Origin of the sequence: Actinoplanes sp. NPDC048791 (genome assembly GCF_040650095.1) — a bacterium.
GTDB lineage: Bacteria > Actinomycetota > Actinomycetes > Mycobacteriales > Micromonosporaceae > Actinoplanes.
In genome coordinates this window covers 1-4,662 of the sequence record NZ_JBEZGQ010000684.1, presented here as the reverse complement: position 1 = coordinate 4,662, position 4,662 = coordinate 1, and the positions used below count along the sequence as shown (strand labels likewise).

At 72.2% G+C, this 4,662-nt stretch carries 2 protein-coding genes and 1 pseudogene; all 3 read right to left on the bottom strand.

The window, feature by feature from the left end; all coding sequences use genetic code 11:
- Window positions 1–396, bottom strand: a pseudogene (locus AB0C29_RS34485) (hypothetical protein); the annotation flags it as partial.
- Window positions 393–1,796, bottom strand: coding sequence for a selenium-binding protein SBP56-related protein (locus tag AB0C29_RS34480; protein ID WP_360829304.1), 1,404 nt, complete (start codon window positions 1,794–1,796; stop codon window positions 393–395). The gene AB0C29_RS34480 and the pseudogene AB0C29_RS34485, both read right to left, overlap by 4 nt.
- Before the next feature lie 59 nt (window positions 1,797–1,855).
- The gene (locus AB0C29_RS34475; protein WP_360829301.1) at window positions 1,856–4,420 is read right to left on the bottom strand and encodes an ATP-binding protein; all 2,565 of its coding nucleotides are present in this window, start codon (window positions 4,418–4,420) and stop codon (window positions 1,856–1,858) included.
- Window positions 4,421–4,662 lie beyond the last annotated feature (242 nt).

Here is a 4,662-nt window from a genome sequence, read left to right as displayed (position 1 = left end):
CGTCGTGGCCAGCACCGGCAGCAGCATCAGCCCGGCGCCGTGCGCCGAGGACATCAGGAACGACCAGCCGGCCAGCTGCGCCGCGGACAGCCGCATCCCGGCCCACCGGAAATGCCGGGCCGAGAGCAGCCGCCACAGGCCGAAGCCGACCAGCACGACCCCGCCGGCGATGGCCACCACGTTGCCGGCCACCACCGACTCGGTCGCCGACACCACCGCCGCGACGATCGCCACCGAGGCCAGGTGCCCGGCGGCGATTGGTGGCACCGACCGCAGCAGCACGGCCCGGCTGCGTTCCTGCATGCCCCGGGCCACCGCGAAGAGCCAGCCCATGGCCGGGTTCAGCCCGTGGAAGGCGCCCAGCGCCGCCAGCACCGCGAGCTGGCCACCGGTCACGGGAAGCAGTACGAGTCGGACGAGGCGTCGCCACCCTGCAGCCGTACCTGATGCACCCGCCGGCCGCGGAACTCGTCACCGTGCGGGAAGAAGTTCGGGTCCAGGGTCATGCCGCCGCGCTCGGTGTCCACGTCGATCTTGGCCAGCCAGGCGCCCACGCCGTCCGGGTAGAACTGGTCGTCCCAGGAGCCGTACAGCGAGTTCGTGACGTAGACCCGCCGGCCGTCGCGGGAGACCTCGACCATCTGCGGGCCGCCGGCCAGCCGCTCGTCCGGGAACGACGGGTGCGCCACCCGGCCGACGACGCCGCCGAGCCGGACCGAGCCGGTCTGCACCGGGTGGAACGGGTCGCTGACGTCGAACTGCTTCAGCTCGCCGGTGCCCCAGCAGGAGACATAGAGGAAGCGGTCGTCCACGGACAGGTCGATGTCGGTGATCAGCGGCGGGACCGCACCGAACGGCTGCAGCGCCGGCGGCAGGGCGTCGGCGTCGGCGGGCTCGGCGGCCACGTCGATGACCTTGGTGACCTTGAACTCGCCGTTCTCCCGGTGCCACACCCAGACCGAGGCGGACAGGTCCTCGACGCTGGTGACGACGCCGAGGAAGCCGTACTCCTTGCGCGGGTCGTGGGCGGGGCGCAGCTCCAGCGTCATCTGGTACTGGTCGCCGAGGTCGACCGTCTGCACCAGGGAACGCTTGGCCAGGTCCCAGAAGTGCAGGCGGTGGCCGTACTTGCGGCCCAGCAGCAGCTCCGGGACCAGACCGTCCTCGATCATGGACGGCGTGCCCCACTCGGAGGAGACCAGCACGTCGCGGGTCAGGTGCCACCAGAAGTCGTACGCCAGGTACTGGTCGCCGCGGTCGCTCTCCCACGCGCCGCGTACCTCGAAGGTCGTGTGGTCCAGCACCGCGATGCCGCCCGGTCCGTCGGCCGAGCCGCCGCCGAGCGCGGAGACGTAGATGCCGTCCGGGCCGCAGTGGATGGTGTGCGGCCGGGAGTAGCCGGCCTTGCCGGCCAGCTCCTCGGCCGGGATCTCCTTGACCAGTACGGGGTTGCGCGGGTCGTCCTTGGTGTCCAGCACGTAGATCCGCGACGAGCGCAGCCCGGGCACGATCAGGTAGCGCCGTTCGACGTGCGGGTGCGGCGCGGTGGGGCACAGGGCGCTGCTGCACGCGTTCCACCCGAAGTGGTGCAGCTCGTCGCCGGTGTGCGGCAGCTCGGTCCAGCCGACGACCGCGCCGTACGTCGCGGAGGCCGGGTCGGTGTCCACGACGGCGATGGCGTCCGGCTGCCCGGCCGACCGGTCGAACGCGGCGATGTACGCCAGCTGTTCGGCGGGCGCACCGGCGGCGTCACGCGGGGAGGGATAGAACGTCGGGTCTGGTGTCCACCTCGTCATGATGGTCATCCTCGCCCGGCGGCCGCCCGGTGAACAGGGTCACAATTGTCAACGAGTTGTCAACGAGCATCCAACGGCAGCCGCACGCACACGGTGGTGCCGGGTCCTTCGTGCTCGCTGAGCTCGATGGTGCCGTGGTGGCGCTGCACGACCGCGCGGCTGAGCGTCAGCCCCAGCCCGGTGCCGGGGATGGCCCGGTCCCGGGCCCGGCTCGTGCGGTACAGGCCGGTGAACATCTTCTCGCGTTCCTCCTGCGAGACGCCGATCCCGGTGTCCGAGATCGACAGCTCGGCGGCCCGGCCGGTGGTCCGCAACCGCACGGCGATCCGCCCGCCGTCGGGGCTGTACTTCACGGCGTTGCCGAGCACGTTGTCGACAACCTGGCGCAGCCGGTGCCGGTCACCGGGCAGCACCAGCTCGTCGGGCAGCTCGTCGGCGATCGTCACCGGTTCGTCGGTGATGGCGTCCCGGGCCGCCTGCACCGACTCCCGGACGAGCTCGGCCAGGTTCATCGGGCTGAGCTGCACCGCGGCGTGCCCGGTGTCGAGCGCGGAGAGCTCAAGGAGTTCGTTGATGATGTGCCGCAGCTGGGTGGCGTTGCGGTCGATGACCTCCAGCAGCCGGGGCCCCTCGGCCACGAGCGTCTCGGCGTCGGCGTCCCGCAGCAGCTCGGTGTAGGCGGCGATCGAGGTCAGCGGCGTCCGCAGCTCGTGACCGATCAGCGCGAGATACTCGTTCTTGGTCCGGATGAGCTGCCGCTGCAGATCCTCGACCAGCCGCTTCTCGATGAACTGGGCGATCTGCGCGGAGATCCCGGACATGAGCGCGACCAGCTCGTCCTCGGGATCCTCGATGGTGTCGGCGAAAGCGGTCAGCACACCCAGCGGCTCGAGCCCGTTGCGCACCGGGATGGCCAGCGCGGTGTGCAGCCGCGAGCTCTCGGCCGTCTCGGGCGAGATCAGGCTCTGCGGCCGGCCGACGTCGCGGATCCACAACGGCTTGCCGGCCTGCCAGGCCCGGCCGGGCAACCCGGTGCCGTACGGCAGCTCGGCCGGCACCTCGATGTCGGACTGCCAGCTGGGCGAGTTCCAGCTGGCGGCGGATCGCACCACACCGGCGGCCTCGTCGACCAGCCACAACTCGGCATGGGTCCAGCCGAGCGTGCCGACCACGGCCTCCAGCACCCGAGGCCCGGCCGCCTCGATCGTGGGAGCGGCGGCGAGGGCGGTGACAACGGCAAGCTCACAGGTACGGAACCGTTCGGCCCGCCGCTGCCGGGTGACATCCTGGACGGCCTGCACAGCGCCGACGGTCTCCCCGTCCGGCCCGAGAATCGGCTGCGCGTCGATCAGGTAGTAGCGGGTACGCCCCCCACGCCCCTGCAGCACCAGCTCCTCGTTGCGAAGCCGCTCACCGCGAAGCGCCCGGAACAGAGCGACATCACCGGGAGCGACGGGCCGCCCGTCCCCGTCACTCGGCCCGGCGGGGTCGTCGGAGAGTTCGGCGGGCATCCGCGCGCCACCCCAGAGCCGCTGCATCCGGGCATTGACCAGCACAACCCGGCCCTCGGCGTCGCAGGCGGTGACCCCGTCGTGCAGGTTGTCCAGCACGGCGTCCAGGAACCGCCGCTGCCGATCAACCTCCTGGCGCCCCTGCTGCTCGGTGATGAGCAACGTCCCGAGCCGCGCGGCGTCACCGACGGCGGCGACATCCTCGGCGGACCACTCATGCGGCTGGGTGTCGAGCGCGCAACAGATCCCGAGTACGGCCCCGGAGGCGTCCCGGATCGGCTGCCCGAGATAGGCGCCGCTGAGCCCCCGCCGCCGGATCGGAGAATTGGCCGGAATCCGCGGATCGGTGGCAAAGTCAGTGATCACCAACGGCCGGCCGTCGGCAACGACCAGCCCGGCGAGACTGTCCCGCAGCGGGGTGTCGCCGATGTCCTCCCAGCGCATCCGCATGCCGTAACTGCCGTAGATCCGCAACGCCTCACCGTCGACGAAATGCACGAGCCCGCTGGGCGCGTGCGCGGCGCGGGCGATGAGGGCGGCGAGCTGCTCACCGGCGGCGCTGTTGATGGCGTCGTCGTGAGCGGAGAAGATGTCCGGCCACGACTGCCGGCCACCGTCGGCCGGGGACGCGTCCCGATGGTCGGCCCGGTGAATACCGTTGAGCGGGAGGGCGGCCGGGGTCGCTGTCTGCGCGGCGGGCGTGTGCGCGGTTGTCGGCCGCGGGGTCGTGGGCTGCGGGGTTGGGGCTTGGGTGGTCGTGACCTGCGCGCTTGCCGGCTGCCCGTTCGCGGGCTGCGCCGTCGTGGGTTGCCCGTTGGCGACCTCCGAGGTCGCGGGCTGCGAGGTCGTGGGCTGTGCCGTCGTGGTCTGCGAGGTCCCGAGCTGCGCCGTCGTGGGTTGCCCGTTGGCGACCTCCGAGGTCGCGGGCTGCGCGGTCGTGGGCTGTGCCGTCGTGGTCTGCGAGGTCCCGAGCTGCGCCGTCGTGGGTTGCCCGTTGGCGGGTGGTGCGGTGGTGGGCTGCGCTGTCGTGGGTTGTTCGTTGACCGGCTGCGCAGGAGCGGGAGGGACCGTCGTGGGTTGTCCCTCGGTCGGCGGATGGGCCGTGGGCTGCACCGTCGTGCGTTGCCCGTTGGTGGGTTGCCCGTTCGCAGGTTGCGCGGTCTTGCCGTTCGCGGCTTGCCCATTCGTGGGCTGCGCCGCTGATGGATGCGTGGTTGAGGCGTCTTGGGCCGCGGGCCGGGTCGTGGCGGGCTCTGCCGGCTCGGTGGCGGCGGGCTCTGCCGGCTCGGATCGGTCGGGAGGTCCGGAGGCGGCGGGCGCCGGGCTGTTCGCGGCCCGGCACCCCGCCGGCCGCG

What these genes read in the sequence shown, in the direction of transcription:
- AB0C29_RS34480 (WP_360829304.1), bottom strand. Translation starts at nt 1,796, where the DNA reads ATGACGAGGTGGACACCAGACCCGACGTTCTATCCCTCCCCGCGTGAC.